Origin of the sequence: Microbacterium luticellae (genome assembly GCF_050408645.1) — a bacterium.
GTDB lineage: Bacteria > Actinomycetota > Actinomycetes > Actinomycetales > Microbacteriaceae > Microbacterium.
Genome location: NZ_JBNTKE010000004.1, coordinates 114,396 through 131,352 on the forward strand (window position 1 = coordinate 114,396; position 16,957 = coordinate 131,352).

Below are 16,957 nucleotides of genomic sequence, written 5' to 3' on the forward strand. Positions count from 1 at the left end.
TCAAGCAACTGTGGGGCGCAGCCTGTGCCACGCCCCACAGTGTGGTGTGTTAGTTGTCGAGTGCGTCTTGCACGAGGGTCATGAACTCTTCAGCAGAGATCTGGCCCGTAACAAGCAGTGCTGCGTTGTTCGACGAAACCTGGCTGGCCTTGGCGTTAAACAGCGCCTCAAACCACAGCACGCTGTCGGTGCTGGCGGCAACTTCGTCGGCAACAACCTGCGTGATCTCCGGCAGGTCGACCTCGGCATCGGTAACAAAGCCGGTGATCTGGCCCTGCTCGAGTGCCTCGTTACCGTAGTTGTCGGCGATGCAGCCGAGCCAGTCAGCAACCTCGTCAGAGTAAGTCTTCGAACCGAAGGTCGAAGGAACACCCACGTTGGCCGGGTAGGCGTCGATCGAACCCGCGCCGCCTTCAACGGCGGGCAGCTTCATGAGCCCTACGTTGTCGGCACCGATCTGGTTAGCTTCGGGGTTGTTGATGTTCCCCAGAATCCAGCTACCCATGTAGATCATGGCGGCCTTGCCGGTAAAGAACTCGTTGTAGGAGCTGTCCATGTCGAGCGAGGTCACGTTGGCACCAAAGTATCCCTTGGCACCAAATTCTGCGATCTTCTCGGCCGCGGCAACATATTCGGGGTCGGTGAGCTTGGCTTCGCCGTCGGCTACCTTCTGCAGGGCGTCGCCACCCAGGTCACGGAACAGGTATCCGCTAACGAGTCGGGTCAGCGGCCATCCCTGCTCACCGGATGCCGAAAATGGCGTGAATCCGGCATCTTTAATGTCGCCCGCAAGAGCGTCAAGCTCATCCCAGGTTTCGGGGATCTCCCATCCGTTCTCGGCAAACATCGATTTGTTGTACCAAATACCTTCGATGTTGTACTGGAAGGGCAGGAAGTTGAAAGCACCACCGTAGAGCTTTTCGATGGTCGAGACTGCACCCTCGGCGACGGAGTCACGCTTACCCAGGTCGGTGAGCGCTTCGTCGAGGTCGAGAATAACTCCGGCCTCCCACAGCTTCTTGCCCTCGGCGGGGTTGTCGCCGGCGGCAAACATGGGCGGTAGGCCACCCTGGCTGGCCATGAGCTGCATCTGTGAGTCAATATCGGCCTGCGGAATCGAGCTGACCTCGAGTGGCAGTGCGTCGTTTTCGGCGCTGCACGAGCCGGATGCCAGTGCCTTCAGCACGGGCTCGGTGGTGGTGTTTTCTGCGTTCTTGACATATTCGAGCGTGTCGGGTGACGAGGTAGCACCACCACCACCGCCCGAGCAGCCGGTCAGCACGAGGGCGCCAGAAGCAATAAGTGTGAAGGCGGCGAGGGCGGGCTTAGCCAGTCGCCGTGGTGTGAGCGAGGACACATTCCTCCTTGAAGAGTGATCCAAATTGAGACGTTTCAACCTGCATACTATGTTTCGCAAATCGAACATGTCAAAAACACCGCTCAAACTGTTATAAACGCGCACCTCAGTGTTATCTACGCGCGCGCTTCAGCGTTACGGCGTCGCCGAGTACTCGCTGCGCCACAGATGACGCGGCTCAAAGCCCAGCATCCGGCGTGCCTTATCAATCGACATGAGCGTTTCCCACTCCCCCAGATCGGCACGCACAGCAGCGCCCGGGTAACTGTGTTCGGCCAGCTTCCGGCTCGGAATACTCGACCCCACGTCGGAGGCCGCAATGTTGTACACCTCGTACCCCGGAATGCGTGCGGCAAGCGCCAGCGACACCGCATGGGCCGCGTCACGCACATCAACATAGGAGTGCAGCAGATCACGGCGATACTCGGGGTCATCGGCGCGGACAAAAGAGCCATATTCGCCCGGCGCAACAATGTTCGTCAGGCGCAGGGCGGCAATGCTGGCGTCGGGAATCCACCGCACCAGCTGCGCCGTGATTGCCTCTTCTGCTACCTTGCCAAGCGCATACGTGTTGTTGGCCTGCGTATAGTTTTCATCCACCGGCAGCGCTGGAATATCGGCAAAGTGAGGAAAGCCCATGAGGGTAATACTCGACGCCATCACAATCTGCGAAATACCCGCGCGGTAGGCGGCGTGCAAGACGTGAAACGTTGAAGACACATTGGCGGTAAACGTCGCGGCATCCGGGACCAAACCATTCACCGGCAAAGCAGCCAGGTGCACCAGTGCATCAAGGCCATCGTGGCGAGCAGTAACCCCGAGTATGGCGTCGAGCACCTGCCCATAATCGGCCAGGTCAACCCGCGTGAAGCCGGGGCCCGCGGTTCCGTGCAAGTCAAAACCAATAACCTCGTGACCCTCGTCGCGCAGGTGCTGCACGGTGGCACTGCCGAGTTTTCCGGAGCTACCGGTGACAGCGATTTTCATGGTTCCTCGCTTCTGTTGTGAACTGCCATCCATTTTTCCGCACCGAGTTGAAACGTGTCAATCAATGGTCGATGATGGACACTACCAGCCACCGATGGAGAACAATGAGCACCGTCGCCCCCGTTACCTTTGAGCACAACCCCCGCCCCCTGGGCATCGGCACCCCGCGGCCGCGACTGTCGTGGAAAACCACCGCCGCACCCGCCTGGCAGCAAACAGCCTACGAGGTACGCATCCAGCGCGCAGGAACAGAACGAGTCTTTGGCCCCATCGCCAGCAACGAGTCGGTTCTTGTTGACTGGCCCGACGAACCACTGGCATCGCGCGAACGCGCCGAAGTATCGGTGCGCGTCACCGGCCACGACGGCGCTGTCTCGGGGTGGAGCACACCGGCCGCAGTTGAAGCAGGGCTGCTCGAAGCAGGTGACTGGCATGCCCTCGCAGTCGGCTCGAACGCCAACGCTAACCCGCTCACCGACACGCGTCGGCCCGCCATCGTCCGCCGTGATTTTACTGTGCGGCCCGGGCTCACCCGAGCGCGCCTATACGTTACCGCGCACGGTATTTACGAGGTCGAAATCAACGGTGCCCGCATCGACGACCACGCACTCGCACCCGGCTGGACCACCTACCACGAACGCCTGCGCTACTACACGCACGACATCACCGAAGCGCTGCGCAATGGTGACAACGCCATCGGCGCATGGCTGGGCGACGGCTGGTATCGCGGCCGCCTCGGCTGGCGGGGCGGCCACCGCAACCTGTACGGCACCGACCAGTCGCTGCTGGCACAGCTCGAACTGCACTACGACGACGGCACTGTCGAACGCGTCGTCACCGACACCTCGTGGCGCGCAGCCGACAGCCCCATTATTTCTTCGAGTCTGTACGACGGCGAACACTACGACGCCCGCGTTATGCGCGAACTGCGCGGCTGGTCAGAGCCAGGCTTCGACGACTCACAGTGGTACCGCGTTGTTGCCGCACACCGCGACCCGGCCACACTCGTCGCGCCCGAGGGTCCACCCGTGCGCTGCACACAAGAAGTAGCCCCTGTCGAAGTTATCACCACCCCCAGCGGCGCCCGCGTTCTCGACTTTGGGCAGAACCTTGTGGGCCGCGTGCGCCTGCGCGCCACAGCACCCGAGGGCACAACCGTCGTGTTGCGCACCGCCGAGGTCATGCAAGAGGGCGAGCTGTACCAGCGCCCACTGCGCGACGCGAAATCAACCGACACCTACATTTTTGCTGGCGACGGCGAAGAAGAGTGGGAGCCACGCTTCACCTTCCACGGCTTCCGCTACGTCGAGGTTGACGGCTGGCACGGCGACCTCGACGCCGATGTGGCAGCCGGCGCTCTCGTTGCCCGCGTTTACCACTCCGATATGGAGCGCACCGGCTGGTTTGAATCCTCCGACCCGCTCGTCAACCGTCTGCACGAAAACGTCGTGTGGAGCATGCGCGGCAACTTCGTCGATATTCCCACCGACTGTCCGCAACGTGACGAACGTCTCGGCTGGACCGGTGACATCCAGGTTTTTGCGCCCACCGCCACGTTCTTGTACGACGTGTCAGGGTTCTTGTCGACATGGTTGAAAGACCTCGCCGTTGAACAGCTTCCGGATGGCACGGTGCCCTGGTATGTGCCGGTTATCCCGGCCGACACCATGTGGACGCCCATTCGACCGGGCGCTGCCTGGGGCGACGCCGCAACCCTCACTCCCTGGGCCGTGTACGAGCGCTACGGCGACGAAGGTGTGCTCAACGAGCAGTACGAGAGCGCCAAAAAATGGGTGGATCTTGTGGCCGACATTGCCGGAGACGACCTGCTGTGGAACACCGGCTATCAACTGGGCGACTGGCTTGACCCGGATGCCCCACCGCACGACCCGGCCGATGCCAAGACCGATCGCTACCTGGTGGCATCCGGCTACTTTGCCCGCTCGACGCAGGCACTGGCCGACTTTGCCCGCGTGCTCGGTCGCAGCGGCGACGCCGACAACTACTCAGCTCTTGCCGCCCGCGTGCGTGAGGCGTTTACCCGCGCCTATGTGCACGACGACGGCACCATGACCAGCGATGCCCAGACCGCCTATGCGCTGGCGCTGTCGTTCGACCTTATTCCGCATGAACTGCGTGAGGCCGTGGGTGCACGTCTGGCCGAGCTCGTCGACGCGGCCGACGGCAAAATCTCGACCGGTTTTGTGGGCACTCCCCTGGTCTCTGATGCCCTCACCACCACCGGCCACACCGACGCGGCATACAAACTGCTGCTCAACCGTGAGGCCCCCGGCTGGCTGTATGCCGTGCTCAACGGTGGCACAACCATCTGGGAACGCTGGGACAGCATGCGCCCCGATGGCACCGTCAACCCCGGCGGCATGACCTCGTTCAACCACTACGCGCTGGGTGCTGTTGCCGACTGGCTGCACCGCACCGTTGCCGGCCTTGCTCCGGCAGCACCCGGGTACCGCCGCATCCGGTTTGCACCACAGCCCGGAGGTGGGCTCACCTCAGCATCGGCCGCGCACGAAACCCCCTACGGGCGCGCGGCGATCGAATGGACTATTATCGACGCCACCTTTACCGTGACGGTCGAGGTGCCCACCGGCACTACCGCCGAGCTCGTACTGCCCGACGGGACAGCACACGAGCTGACCAGTGGAGCTCACACCGTCAGCAGCCCCTACAACAGCTAGGCATCCGATGTTTGTGCCGACACCACAGTACGACCGCTCGCAACTCACGATCGGTATCGTTCACTGTGGTGTCGGCAATTTTCATCGCGCGCACCAGGCGTGGTATCTCGACCGGCTCATGAACGCCGGACTCGCCCACGATTGGGCGATCTGTGGCGTTGGCCTTATGCCGACCGATGCGCATATGCGTGATGTGATGACCACGCAAGACGGTTTGTACACGCTCGTGCTCAAGCATCCGGATGGCCGCCTCGAACCGCGAGTACTCGGGTCTATCGTCGACTATCTGTTTGCGCCCGATGATCCGGATGCCGTACTGCAGCGCCTCACTCACCCGCACACCCGTATCGTGTCGCTCACCATCACCGAGGGTGGGTACAACATCGACCACACCACGGGTGAATTTAACCTCGATAATGCGGGCGTGCAGCACGACCTCGCCCACCCGCATTCACCGACCACCGTGTTTGGTTTTGTTACCGAGGCACTCCAGCGGCGGCGAGCGGCAGGTCACGCCCCATTCACGGTAATGTCGTGCGACAACATGCAGGGAAATGGCACCGTGGCACGGCGCAGTTTTCTTGCGTTCGCGGCGGCCCGCGACAGTGAACTGGCATCGTGGATGAGCACGAATGTAGCTTTTCCGAACTCGATGGTCGATCGCATCACCCCCGCCACAACCCAGGCCGACCGCGATCTGGTGCACAACCGCTGGCAGATTCCGGATGCTTGGCCGGTGACCGCCGAACCCTTCGCCCAGTGGGTACTCGAAGACACCTTCCCTGCCGGGCGTCCACCCTATGAAGATGCCGACGTGCAGGTTGTTGCCGACGTTGAACCCTACGAGCTGATGAAGCTGCGTCTACTCAACGCCTCACACCAGGCGATGGCCTATTTTGGCACCCTCATGGGATACGAATATGCGCATGAAGCAGCATCCGACCCTCTTATTCGCTCGCTACTGCAGCGCTACATGCATGATGAAGCAATGCCCACGCTCGAGCCGGTTGCGGGCGTTGATCTCAACGAATACATGGCAACACTGCTGGAGCGCTTCGCGAACCCCGCAGTAGCCGACACCCTCACACGGCTCTGCACAGATGCCTCCGACCGCATACCCACCTTCTTACTCCCCGTTATTCGCGACTGTCTCGATGCCGGGCTGCCCGTCACATTCGCCGCGGCAGTTGTTGCCAGCTGGGCACACTACTGCGAAGGCGTCACCGACATGGGCGAGGCCATCACGATAACCGACTCACGGGCTGCTGATCTGCAAGCTGCCGCGAGCGAATCGCGCAACGACCCACGAGCATTTGTGCGCCAACACGACATCTTTGGCGACCTCGGGGCCCAACCAGATTTTGCCGACACATTCACCGCCGTGCTGCAAACAATTCGTCAAGCAGGAGCACGCGGCGCACTGCAACAGCTCGTGGGAACGTAGTTAATTTCGAGTGCGCCTGCTCGTAACGTGGGATGATTCTGCACCGCCTAACAGTTCGCGGGCGGCACAGCCTGGGCACCAGCATCCGGATGCATGCAGTAGTTATTGACGCCCGATCCTGCCCAGGTGGGTCTCGCTAAAACTTGCCGCTTTCAGGCCATAACCGAGAGCGCGATCAACCGCCACATGAAAGCCCCAACACGCGGCCAACAGCGCTATCCAGCGCACATCTATTCCTGCCGCGAGCGCAATAACGTATGCACCCATGATGGCTGCCGGCGCCGCGTAATTGTGCACAATGTTGTACCAGAACGCGCCCACACGAGCATTGCGCACATAGCCGAGCGCCGACAAATCAAAGAGCAGAAAAGCAGCAAAAAGCACCCACCACGGCAAACCCGCCACAATAACGGCCGCCAAAATGGCTATCGCGATCACACCGTTCTCTATTCGCTGCAGCACAACGGCTGTCGGCTTTCGGTCGTGAACCGGGGGAAGTTCAGTCGTCACGGGGGCAACCTCTCGATCGCTGCGGAACCTCCAGCGTGACACATTCCCCGAATTCGGGGCCGGTGGGGCGACCAGTTCGGTCTTCTGCCAGTGTGGTCTGCCTAGGCCCGTAATTCCGCCCCATTAGTCTGACAGAATCGCGTTTGTCCGACACTTTCGCCCTATTTTGGGGCCTTTTTTGAAATCTGTCAGACAAATGACGGGCTGCGCGAGCAGGTCAGCTAACGCACGCAACACAAAACCCCCGCGTTCCCAGTGTTTGCAAGGGATCGCGGGGGTTTTACTGTGGCGGTGACGGTGGGATTTGAACCCAAATTCTTGCCGCAGGATGATGTGACCTTCACCAATTTCCGCATCACTACGCGGATATCGGATCACTAGGAGCGTGCCAGCGTGGCGCAAATTACGAGAAGTGTTGCCAATATGTTGCCACTCTTCTACGCACGCGACGCATGCCATGCCCTGTCAAGTGCGTCTGCCACGTTGTTGAGGTCATCATCGAACAAGTCACCATAAACATCGAGAGTCATCGCCGCTGAAGCATGGCCCAGCATCCGTTGCACAGCCTTCACATTCGCACCCGAACTAATCGCAAGAGATGCCGCGGTGTGACGTAGATCGTGTGGCGTGACGCGCGGAAAAATATCGCCCTGTTCTTCACCTCGAGCTACAGCTTCAATAGATGCCTGTGTATCTGCTTCCTGCAACCGTCGCACCGCAGCTGCGAACCATCCGTCGCGACTATTGGGTAACCGCATATGGTGCTGACCGTCGCCCCACAGCAGGTCGTTTGCGCGCTTGCCTTTCATTGCCGCCTCGACGGCCGACGCAAGAAACGCTGGGTACGGGACGGATCTCGTTTCATGTGTCTTGGGTGATCCGACCTCGATCACGGTACCCACGAGGACAGCATTCTCTTGAACATTCACTCGCCGTCGTTGCACGTCAACATGCTTCACACGAAGCCCTGTCGCTTCACCCCACCGCAGGCCTGTGTATGCGAGGAATAGGACAAGGTCGCGGTGTCGTGATTCGTCTGCAAGCCGAGAAACCATCTTGTGTGCGAGGTAGACCTTTTCTTTCCCGGACTTACGGGGAAGTATCACGTCACGAGCGACATTACGGGCTACGCGCCGATCTCGCACAGCCACATCGAGGATTGCAGCAAGCACACCGTAAGCACGTAAAACTGTTGTAGCGCTTGCCTTTTCGGCCATGCTGGAAACCCATTCTTGAGCCTCGCTATGCCGGATGCTTCCGACTGTGCGCGCACCCCACTTGGGTTGTACGTGTACGCGCCATGCGGAGTCGATGGACCGGTGACTCGATGGTTTCATGACCGTCTTGCGGCCTTCGAGCCATGTTGTGCCGAGCGATGAGATTGTGGCTTTCGCGTCTGTCGGGTTGACGTAGTCGCCTTTGGCTTTGCGTGTCTCAACGTCTGCGAGGCGTAACTCTGCGTCACGTCGACGGGTAAAGCCTCGTTCTTGAGTCTGTTTGTTGTCGGGGCGTCGGTATATGATCCGGTACCGTTTTTTGCCGGATTTCGTCACGTACGCGTAAACGCTACCCATCAGTGGATTCCCCATAATCCCCAAGAAGTCCCAGGCTTCGGGCTCTGCGAATCCAGAGTGTTGCTGTGGGCGCCGTCAAACCTAGAGCGTTCTGGACCGCCTTGGCCGGGCGTCTCTGAAGTATCTGCGAATACCGATAGATCCGAGCTGTGGCAAGCATGGCCTCATCACTTGAGGGTCCGCCGGCAACGATTGAATCCGCAGCGTCCGACACTGTCTGGGGGTCGAATATTCCGCCAGATTGAAGCTCAACTAGGTAGCCCTCAGCGAGCGCATTACGTGACAACTTGAGCAAGGGAAGTTCTCGCAGTCGGGCGCCCGTGATTTCATCTTTTTCGCTTGCAGCGCGTAGCGATATCTGCCGCACGTAGTATCGACCTTCGCTCTCGCTGAAACGAAGCTCTAGCTGAAACTTGTTCTCACGATCGTCGTAGCCCACGACCAGGAGATGGTCATACACGACGAAATCGGGTGCCGTTTTTACCCGCTCGCCTCTTAATTTGACGCTAAGCCATCGCCAGTCCATGACTCAAGTCTATTACTGTGATCCGTCACAGTTGCATTATGCTGCTGTGACGTGGCACAATTATGGTGTCCTGACGCAAGTGGATAGAAAGGATTGAGATGAAGAGATATCTCACACCCGAACAGGTTTGTGAGCTTGTCCCGGGGATGACAAAAGGGAACCTCGCCCAGCTGCGCTTCAAAGGTGACGGTCCGGTCTTCTTGAAGCCGACCCCGCGCACAGTCATCTATCGCGAGAGCGATGTAATCGCGTGGCTTGAAAGCTCGGAGCGTACAAGCACCGCGGAGGTCGCATAATGAGCACCCGCAGCCAACCAATGGCAACCGCAGGTCACTCGTTCGAGGCCGACACGCTCGCCGACGACGAGACACGATCAAAAGTCGAGGTCGTCATCCTCGACATCTTGAAACGCATCTTCTACGCGACCGACGACACGATCAGCGCGGTCTATTCCGCTCGCGCAGAAAACTATCCAGGCGTACCAAAGGTGACACCGCAACGCATTCGAACGGCACGCGCCAACCTCACAAGACGCGGCATCCTCATCGATTCCGGGCAACCAGGCACATCCGCGCTAGGCAACCCAGCAACCGTCTGGACCCTAAACCCGAACCGAGGCGACCGATGACACCCACTCCCAAAAAAACCTCCGCTGCTGGCGGCAACCAGCGCGGAGGCAAAGATCAAAACACCTACGAAGGAGATCGACCTATGTCCACAATACCCGTAACAGTCCCTCCCGTCCCATCGTGGGCCGTGAAGAGACAGCACAACGAGGAACTGTCGGTCGTAACCGACTGGACCGAACTCACCACTTCTGGCTATTCGATCCAGATCTTCCAGGATCACACGATCTCGACCGATCGCACGGTCCAAACGTCGGATATCACGGCGTTAATCAAATGGGAGCAGCGATACGCGGAAGGGAGCAGCCGGGAAGAGTTTGAGCTTCCGGTTAGCGACATCTCTCACCTCATCCAAGCGCTGTCGCTGACGGTTGCGGAGGTGACGAAATGACCCTGAACCATCTGATCCCACCAGACTCTCAGCTGCAGCTCGCGCTTATCGAGGGCACCGAGGTTGAGGCGCTCTGTGGCCACCGGTTTACACCAACATTGACCGTTGGCTCAAGCGGCCGAGCCGACGTGCCGGGTGCGGCCTGGTGTGACGCCTGTGACCAAACTGCGGAACTGCGTAAGAAGTACGAGCTATTGGCTGAATTGCGCACCAATCTGCGGGAAAACATGAATGCCATCGAGGAACGCATCAGTCTCATCCAGATCGAAAAATCACTCCAAAAGGAAGTAACAGCATGAGCACCACAGAACAGCGAAAGCGTTACGAACCCACGTCGGCCGGCAACAACATGCTCACGCGCCAGGAACTAGACCTAATGAATGCCGAGAACATGATCATGCCGCTCGCGGACGAAGGACAACAGGAAATCATAGTCATCCTCAGTGAGGACGCCTCTGAGGCCGTCCACGTCCTCACCGCACCCCAAGCGATCGCATACGCAGAACGCATCCTCGAGCTCCTGCGGCAGCACTCATACGGCTCGGACGACACGAAACGAGGTGCAGTGTAAATGGCATTCAAAGACACAGCCTGGGCATACGGGCTCAGCAATGATCTGTCTTGGATCGAGAAGGCAGTACTTGTTGCGGTCTGCCACCACACTGACGATGCCACACACGAGGCGGTCGTTAGCGTGCAGACCATCGGGAAATCAACCCGGATGTCACGCCAGCAAGTACTCAACGCGCTAGAGACGCTTGAAAAAGTGGGGGTTATAAGCCGGACTATTCGCCGCAGACCTGACGGCTACCGCGGCCCTGACGTGATCCGCGTGAACGTCGACACATACACGTCGGAGGAGGTCGACGACCAGTAATGGGATTCAAGGACGCCGAGTGGGCATACAACCTCAAACTGCAACAAACACAGAAGGCAGTACTTGTTGCACTCTGCCACAGAGCCGACGACAAGACGCACGAAACGTGGGTTGGCAGGAAGACGCTCGCAAGCATGGTCGGGGTCGATCCGCGATCTATCACGAACGCACTCGGCGCCCTTGAATCGATGGGCGTTATCAAACGCTCAAAACGCCGTCGAAAGAACGGCTACCGTGACACCGATTTGATCACGATCAACACATCTTGGACCGGACCTCAGTGGAACGAGGTTCAGGTGAAAGAAGTTCAGGTGAACCTAGATCAGGTGAACGTCGTTCCATTCTCAGGGGAAACTGATGCACACCTTAGGAGAACCACGTTCCAGGCAACTTCTAAAGAAGTGATCAATCAAGAATCAATAAATGATCACTCACATAGTGCGCACGCGAACAATGATGATGATGATGATGAGCATGCGCAACGAGACAAACAAGACCTCGATGCCGCATTCGAAAGCGCATGGGCAAAATGGCCCAAACGAACAGAAAAGAAACGATCCCGAGAAGCGTTCGCCAAAGCCGTCAAGAAACGCGACATCGATCAGCTTGTCTCAGACATCACCCGTTTCGGGGAAGCCCACTCACTAGCCACCGAAACCCGTTACGTCCCCGCACTCGCTAGCTGGCTAAACGGTGAACGCTGGGATGACGAACTCCCCCAGGCATCCCTATCACCCGCCCAGGGACGGCAAGACCGCATGCTTGCGCTTGTGCAACGCTACAAGGCAGAAGAACGGACCTCAGGTCGCTTGTCTCCCACTGAACGGGCGATGCAGACCATGGCAGCAGGCGCCCGCGTTTCCGCACTGTCACGCACGGAAGAGCGGCCGCAGAACAACCTCATGGCTATTGAGCACATGGCCGAACTCGGCGCAAACAGTCAAGGGGGTTTCCCACCTGGCTACATCCCCACCGATGACGAATGGCACGCGATGATTCAGGCGGTCCCCCACACACCCACGGCGAGGCCGACCACGGCACGCCCCCAGCCACCACCAATCACTGAACTAAACGCAGACCACTGCCCACAACACCCCGGCTACCCAATCACCAACGGCACCTGCGACAAATGCAACCGCACCCCAACCAACCAACCGAAAGCAACACCATGACCACACCCGAAGCGACCGGTCGCACCTCACGCGCGCGAGGCAAAAGCAGCCCCACGGGCCGCAAACGTCGACCAGTCGACCCAGAAACGCGTACGCGGATCGTTGAGCTCGCTGAGCAGGGTATGGCGCGCAATGCCATCGCACGCGAGGTCGGTGTTTCAGCGTCGACTGTGACGAAGTACGCCAAACGTGCCGGCATCGCGTTTGACCGTTCGAAGACGGCCGAGGCGACACGGGCGCGGGAGATTGATAATGCGGCGACACGGGCAGAGATTGCGGCGGGGATGCTTTCGGATTTGCAAGACTCTCGGCGCATCATGCGTGAGTTGCCAGCACCGACCGATTTGCGTGGAGTTGAGCAGCGCACACGGGCGCAGGCTAACCAGGCGCGGCAGTTCGCGGATATTACGCGGGCAGCCCCTGTGAAGGAGCATGACGCGAACGCTGAGGTTGTTGGGGCGCTCAAGGAGTTTGCGATGTCCCTCGGCGATGTCGCGCGTCTAGCCCGCTATGAGGCGTTGTACGGTCCTCTCGGCGAGGGTGACGACGACTATGGCCGAGAAGACCTATAAACTCCCACGAACCACTAAGCCAATATCGGCGATTTGTTCGACGCTATCCGCTTAAAGTCGATACAATTACCGTACAAACAATCGAACATACGTCGAAGCTCCACGGCATGATTCCCCAGGCGGGAACATGCACTGTGATTCCGGTCCTTCCAGGTGACGCGACCGAGCGAGAGATCTAGCCACTTCCGGCTATCCAGATCCTCTGCTCGGCGTGCACGAACAGGAAGGACACGCAGCATGACGAAGCAAGCACAGGTCGGCACTGTCGCCGAAGCCTCTACTGTTTACGGTGTCTCCGAGTCCACAATCAAACTATGGATTCGTGAAGGAAAACTACCCGCCACACGCGTCGGCAAACGCCGTTACGAAGTATCCCTCGACGCTCCAGTCAACGACCCCCACGTCGCCTTCACACGCGCACTACAGTCCATCAGCGACTCCGACGCAGTCACACTACGAGACTTCGCTAAACGCATCGACACTGCCGTCAATGGCTCCGCAATGCTGTTCGGCTACGCATGGTCGGCTCTCGGCGCCCAAGCTCGCCGCACATCCACCCAGGAGTGTGACGCATGAGCTACCTCGGACCGCTTCTAGGGCTCCCTGAGGGGCCGATCACCGAACTCTACGACTCAACAGTCCAAGAACTCGCATACACGCTCTCCGCAATCGCTGTGCAAGACGGACTTCCAACTGCCAGCCGATCGATCGCAACAACATTGAACGTGTTCGGCAACGAGAACGAAGCACGAACACGCGTCCTCGCACTCACCGTCGAACGGCTACTTGGCATGATCCGCACACTCGGACTCCACTCAGAACATCCATTCGCCGAAAACCTCCGCACCCACAGCAATCTCTCCGCCGTGATCGCTGAGCAGAGCGCCGATCAGACAGTGAACGAAATAGTTGCGTGGCTTGACCAACAGGATCGAGGCACAGCATGAGCTTCACTACCGCTGACCTTGTATCAACCATTCGCCTTGGCGGTATCGACACAGCATCCCGTGATTTGGAGGGTTTCAAGCAACGGTTAGAGAACGTTGACACACGTGCCTCAAAGCTGGGGAAGACCGCTGAGTCGACGTTCCGGGCAACAGCAACATCGATCGGTGTCGCGTCTACTGCCGCCGCGGTCTATTTGACGAAGCTGATGGCCACGGGTGTGGAATACAACACTCTGCAGCAGACGTCTCGTGCCGCGTTGAAAACCATCAGGGGTGGTGCCGAGCAGGCGAACGCTCAAATGGACCGGCTGGACGCGTTCGCGAAGAAGAGCCCGTTCAGTAAGTCGGTGTTCATCACTGCACAGCAGCAGTTACTTGGGTTTGGTGTCGAAGCGCGGAAGGTTGTTCCGGCGCTGGACGCTATCCAGAACGCTGTTGCCGCGGTGGGCGGGTCGAATGAGCAGATCTCGCAGATCGCGTACACGCTCGCACAGATGCGGGGTCAGGGGAAACTGACCGGTGACACGCTCACACGGCTCGGGTTGCAGGGTATCGATGCGGCGGAAATTATCGCCGAGAAGATGGGTAAGACCAGCGCCGAGATCCGTGAGATGGCGTCGAAGCCTGGCGGTATCCCTGCTGATGAGGTGTGGGATCCGCTCGTTGATGGTTTGAGTGAGAAGTTCGACGGTGCTGCAGCGAACGTTAAAGAAACGTATGCGGGTACGGTGGACCGGATTCGTGCCGCGTCGCGTGACATTGGTGCGGCGTTGGCTGAACCGTTTGTGTCCAAGGATGGCGGCGGCCTCTATGTGACGTGGGGTAACCAGGTCGCAGATGTGATGCGTGCTGTTGAGGGTCATGTCGCGCCGGTGGTGTCGATTCTTACCGGGCGTGCTGCGCCAGCGTTCGCGAAGCTCACCGAGTTCTTGGATAAGACGACTGTCCGTGTGAAGGCGTGGGACTCGTCGAAGCTCGAAAAGGGCTTGGATGCTGTCGCCGGTCACGGCCCGGGTGTTGCCGCGGCAGCGGGTGCCGTGTTGGCGATGAACGCGCAGCTGTTGAACGGGATCCCTGTGTTGGGACGGTTCATTCCGGCTATCCATCCGCTTGCGGGGGCGATTGCTGCAGCCGCAGTGGCTTCACCTGAGTTGCGTACGGAACTTGCTGGGCTGTTGGCCGAGTTGAAGCCGTTGTTGTCTGTTGCGGGTGAGATCGCGGTCGTATTGTCGGGGGCTTTAGCGTCGGCGTTGCCTGTTGTTGCGACGGGTGTACGTGGAGTGTCGGATGTTGCACGCCCGTTCGTGGACATTCTCGGGAAAATACCGTCCCCGATGTTGGCTGCTGTCGTCGCAGGCCTCGGGTTCAACTCCATGCTTGGTAAGGCCCGACCAGCGTTACAGCGCTTCGCTGAGCAAATGGCCGTGCAGCAGGGCATCGCGAGGGCAACCGGAGGCTCACTCGATGTTGCCGGACGCCAGGTCGGGAATATGGGTGCGGCGTTTGCAGTGGCGCGCACGAAGATTAGTGGCGTCGGTCTCGCGCTTAAGGGAGCATTCCTCAGCAACCCCATCGGGATGACCATTCTCGGTGTGTCGACGGCCGCCGCGATCCTCACGACCGTATTCGCCGCGCAAGCGCAAGTAGCGCAAGAAACTCGTGAGCGGGTTGAAGGCTATCGAACAACGCTGAACGAGACGACAGGGGCGATCACGGACGCTACCCGTGCGCAGATTGACAAGAACATTGCGGACGGGGACACCGCTGACCATCTAAAGCGTCTTGATATCGCTCGAGAAACGTACATCCGGTCGTTGATGGGCGAAGAGGATGCTGTGCGCAGGGTGCAGGAAGCGCTTGAGGCAGCGGACGAAGTGCGTGAGAGTGTTAGTGATCGGCGTGGTTTGGATTACGACAGTCGCAAACTGGTCGAGTCTGCCAGCGCAATTCGTGAAAATTATGAAGCTCAGTCGTCTGCAATTCGTACGGCTGTCGAAGATAAACGGGCAGACGCTCAAGCATCGCGCGAAGCTGCCGAAGCCATGTCTGATGCGGCTCGGTCAAATACACGGTTTAACGAGGCGCTAAAGATCGCTCGCGAAACAGGACGTGACGCTACTGAACGGTTGCGTGCACTGAAACTGGCGCTCGATGAGCTAAACGGCGGGACGCGGACACAGGAACAGCTACAACGCGACCTGGCCGAACATACCCTGAACCTTGCTGATGCTTTTGCAGTCACTGATGAGAGTGGAGAGAAACTCGCCGACTCTCTCGTCAAAGCAAACGGTGAGGTCAACAAGTCCACGCGTGAAGGACTCCAGCTAGAAACTCAGATCGCCCGTCTCAATGATCAGATGCTCGAAGCAATCCGCACAACCATCGATTATGAGAAAGAGAACGACAACCTTGCGGGTGCGTTTGATGCAGGTGTTGCAGCGGGGAAAGAGTATCCAGAGATGCTCCGACAGATTGCTTTGGAAGCAGGACTATCGGAGGAAAAGACCGAGGCTCTGATCGCCATGATGATGGACGTCCCTGAAATCATCGCGTTCATGTACGACGATGGGGGCACGTACGACACCAAGATGCGAGAAGGTCTCGCTCTAGCAGCACAGATCTTGACTACGCCAGACGGTGAGTTCACGGTCTCTTCCGACAGTTTCCCGGGGTTGAAGCGTGCGCTGGAAGCGCTTGGGATCGACATCACTTCACTGCCGACCGGAACGGTCAAGGTGCAGAAAGATGACGGATCTTTCGTCACGGTCGAAGAGTATCTGAGTGGTCTTACCCGTACTCGGTACGTGTCGATTGTTGGGATCGCGGATTCGACTGCGAGTTCGTCTGGGCCGCCTCGGCTTGCTGGTGGTGGCGCGGTTCGTGGTGCCGGTTCGGACATGTCGGATTCGGTGCATGCGTTGTTGTCGAATAACGAGCATGTGTGGACGGCTGCGGAGACTCGTGGTGCGGGTGGGCATGGTGTTGTGGCGCGGATGCGTGCACTCGCGAAGTCTGGGATGTTGCCGACGTTTGCTGCTGGTGGGCCTGTGCTTGGTGTGCAGACGGCTGCGTTGCCTGCCCCTGCCTTGCTACAGGTCGCAAGTCCAACCAGCCGGCGGTCTCACGATGACCAACTCTCGGAGCTGATCGCGGAAGTCAGATCTCTGCGATCCGAGCTCGGTAGACCAAACGTTTCCTTGGTGAACCCTGTTTCACGCGACCCGATGGCAGACGCGTGGGAAGCAGCCCAAATCCTGGGCACACATCCACATTAA

Annotated in this window: 17 protein-coding genes; 12 read left to right on the forward strand and 5 right to left on the reverse strand. The window is 59.1% G+C overall.

Annotated elements, in window-relative coordinates:
- Positions 1-49 precede the first annotated feature (49 nt).
- Together ACQUSW_RS11175 and ACQUSW_RS11180 are read right to left on the reverse strand one after the other, a co-directional pair.
- Positions 50-1,357, reverse strand: a complete 1,308-nt coding sequence (locus tag ACQUSW_RS11175; RefSeq protein ID WP_428932380.1) for an ABC transporter substrate-binding protein — start codon at positions 1,355-1,357, stop codon at positions 50-52.
- A 135-nt stretch (positions 1,358-1,492) separates the two neighbouring features.
- Positions 1,493-2,344 carry an NAD-dependent epimerase/dehydratase family protein gene (locus ACQUSW_RS11180; RefSeq protein ID WP_428932381.1) on the reverse strand — a complete coding sequence of 284 codons (852 nt, stop codon included), beginning with the start codon at positions 2,342-2,344 and terminating at the stop codon, positions 1,493-1,495.
- A gap of 104 nt (positions 2,345-2,448) precedes the next feature.
- Between ACQUSW_RS11180 and ACQUSW_RS11185 the strand changes: the two genes are divergently transcribed.
- Together ACQUSW_RS11185 and ACQUSW_RS11190 are read left to right on the forward strand one after the other, a co-directional pair.
- A complete protein-coding gene (locus ACQUSW_RS11185; protein WP_428932382.1) occupies positions 2,449-5,043 on the forward strand; it encodes a family 78 glycoside hydrolase catalytic domain in 2,595 nt (864 codons plus the stop codon).
- Between the two features lie 7 nt (positions 5,044-5,050).
- Positions 5,051-6,487, forward strand: a complete 1,437-nt coding sequence (locus ACQUSW_RS11190; protein WP_428932383.1) for a mannitol dehydrogenase family protein — start codon at positions 5,051-5,053, stop codon at positions 6,485-6,487.
- A gap of 102 nt (positions 6,488-6,589) precedes the next feature.
- Here ACQUSW_RS11190 and ACQUSW_RS11195 read toward each other — a convergent pair whose 3' ends face one another.
- The 3 genes from ACQUSW_RS11195 to ACQUSW_RS11205 form a co-directional block, all read right to left on the reverse strand.
- Positions 6,590-6,997, reverse strand: a complete 408-nt coding sequence (locus ACQUSW_RS11195; protein ID WP_428932384.1) for a DUF4260 family protein — start codon at positions 6,995-6,997, stop codon at positions 6,590-6,592.
- A gap of 437 nt (positions 6,998-7,434) precedes the next feature.
- Positions 7,435-8,571: a tyrosine-type recombinase/integrase gene (locus tag ACQUSW_RS11200; RefSeq protein ID WP_428932385.1), complete on the reverse strand. Its 1,137-nt coding sequence runs from the start codon at positions 8,569-8,571 to the stop codon at positions 7,435-7,437.
- Positions 8,564-9,097 carry a hypothetical protein gene (locus tag ACQUSW_RS11205; RefSeq protein ID WP_428932386.1) on the reverse strand — a complete coding sequence of 178 codons (534 nt, stop codon included), beginning with the start codon at positions 9,095-9,097 and terminating at the stop codon, positions 8,564-8,566. The genes ACQUSW_RS11200 and ACQUSW_RS11205 overlap by 8 nt, the downstream gene beginning before the upstream one ends.
- A gap of 295 nt (positions 9,098-9,392) precedes the next feature.
- On the opposite strand from ACQUSW_RS11205, the gene ACQUSW_RS11210 reads away from it, so the two are divergent.
- The 10 genes from ACQUSW_RS11210 (at position 9,393) to ACQUSW_RS11255 (ending at position 16,957) form a co-directional block, all read left to right on the forward strand.
- Positions 9,393-9,725 carry a hypothetical protein gene (locus ACQUSW_RS11210; protein ID WP_428932387.1) on the forward strand — a complete coding sequence of 111 codons (333 nt, stop codon included), beginning with the start codon at positions 9,393-9,395 and terminating at the stop codon, positions 9,723-9,725.
- A complete protein-coding gene (locus ACQUSW_RS11215; RefSeq protein ID WP_428932388.1) occupies positions 9,722-10,114 on the forward strand; it encodes a hypothetical protein in 393 nt (130 codons plus the stop codon). The genes ACQUSW_RS11210 and ACQUSW_RS11215 overlap by 4 nt, the downstream gene beginning before the upstream one ends.
- Positions 10,111-10,413 carry a hypothetical protein gene (locus tag ACQUSW_RS11220; protein WP_428932389.1) on the forward strand — a complete coding sequence of 101 codons (303 nt, stop codon included), beginning with the start codon at positions 10,111-10,113 and terminating at the stop codon, positions 10,411-10,413. The genes ACQUSW_RS11215 and ACQUSW_RS11220 overlap by 4 nt, the downstream gene beginning before the upstream one ends.
- Positions 10,410-10,685 (forward strand): hypothetical protein, encoded by a 276-nt coding sequence (locus ACQUSW_RS11225; protein ID WP_428932390.1) that lies wholly within the window; start codon positions 10,410-10,412, stop codon positions 10,683-10,685. Before ACQUSW_RS11220 ends, ACQUSW_RS11225 begins: the two co-directional genes overlap by 4 nt.
- The gene (locus ACQUSW_RS11230) at positions 10,686-10,991 is read left to right on the forward strand and encodes a hypothetical protein (protein WP_428932391.1); all 306 of its coding nucleotides are present in this window, start codon (positions 10,686-10,688) and stop codon (positions 10,989-10,991) included.
- Entirely contained in the window at positions 10,991-12,163 is a 1,173-nt protein-coding gene (locus tag ACQUSW_RS11235; RefSeq protein ID WP_428932392.1) for a helix-turn-helix domain-containing protein, read from the forward strand. Before ACQUSW_RS11230 ends, ACQUSW_RS11235 begins: the two co-directional genes overlap by 1 nt.
- Positions 12,160-12,735 carry a helix-turn-helix domain-containing protein gene (locus ACQUSW_RS11240; protein WP_428932393.1) on the forward strand — a complete coding sequence of 192 codons (576 nt, stop codon included), beginning with the start codon at positions 12,160-12,162 and terminating at the stop codon, positions 12,733-12,735. The genes ACQUSW_RS11235 and ACQUSW_RS11240 overlap by 4 nt, the downstream gene beginning before the upstream one ends.
- Before the next feature lie 237 nt (positions 12,736-12,972).
- Positions 12,973-13,311, forward strand: coding sequence for a helix-turn-helix domain-containing protein (locus tag ACQUSW_RS11245; RefSeq protein ID WP_428932394.1), 339 nt, complete (start codon positions 12,973-12,975; stop codon positions 13,309-13,311).
- Entirely contained in the window at positions 13,308-13,682 is a 375-nt protein-coding gene (locus ACQUSW_RS11250; RefSeq protein WP_428932395.1) for a hypothetical protein, read from the forward strand. The genes ACQUSW_RS11245 and ACQUSW_RS11250 overlap by 4 nt, the downstream gene beginning before the upstream one ends.
- Positions 13,679-16,957 (forward strand): tape measure protein, encoded by a 3,279-nt coding sequence (locus ACQUSW_RS11255; RefSeq protein WP_428932396.1) that lies wholly within the window; start codon positions 13,679-13,681, stop codon positions 16,955-16,957. The genes ACQUSW_RS11250 and ACQUSW_RS11255 overlap by 4 nt, the downstream gene beginning before the upstream one ends.